This window comes from Burkholderia sp. A2, from assembly GCF_001729305.1.
Classification (GTDB): Bacteria; Pseudomonadota; Gammaproteobacteria; order Burkholderiales; family Burkholderiaceae; genus Burkholderia; species Burkholderia sola.
In genome coordinates, this window is sequence record NZ_LZXX01000071.1 from 1 (window position 1) to 591 (window position 591).

General features: G+C 64.6%; 1 protein-coding gene. It reads left to right on the forward strand.

Going from position 1 to position 591, the window contains the following annotated elements; translation table 11 throughout:
• On the forward strand, positions 1-439 hold a 439-nt coding region (locus A9Z05_RS05685; protein ID WP_141723373.1), incomplete at its 5' end, for a phosphoenolpyruvate carboxykinase domain-containing protein.
• Positions 440-591 lie beyond the last annotated feature (152 nt).

Here is a 591-nt window from a genome sequence, read left to right on the forward strand (position 1 = left end):
CGCGATGCTGCCGTTCTGCGGCTACAACGTCAGCGATTATTTCGCGCACTGGCTCAAACTCGGCCAGCAGCTCGAAGCCGCCGGCGCGAAGCTGCCGAAGATCTACTGCGTGAACTGGTTCCGCAAGGACGCGAACGGCAAGTTCGTGTGGCCGGGCTTCGGCGAGAACATGCGCGTGCTGAAGTGGATGCTCGATCGTCTCGAAGGCACGGGCGGTGGCGGCGAGCATGCGTTCGGCGTGTCGCCTGCGTACGAAGACCTGCACTGGGACGGCCTCGACTTCACGCGCGACCAGTTCGATGCGGTGACGTCGATGAACGCCGACGAATGGCGTGAGGAACTGAAGCTGCACGCGGCGCTGTTCGATACGTTGAAGCTGCGCTTGCCGGCCGAAATGACCGACACGATGAAGAAGATCGAGCGGCGTATCGGCGGCTGACGACAGGAATCGACGTCACCACCTGAAAGCGGCATGAACGCCCCGGGCCATCCATCGCATGGCCCGGGGCGTTGTCGTTTCGGCGATCGGCCGGGTGTCAGCCGAGATCGAGCGCGTTCGTCAAATCGCCCGGCGGCGTCGCGCCGCGCGCG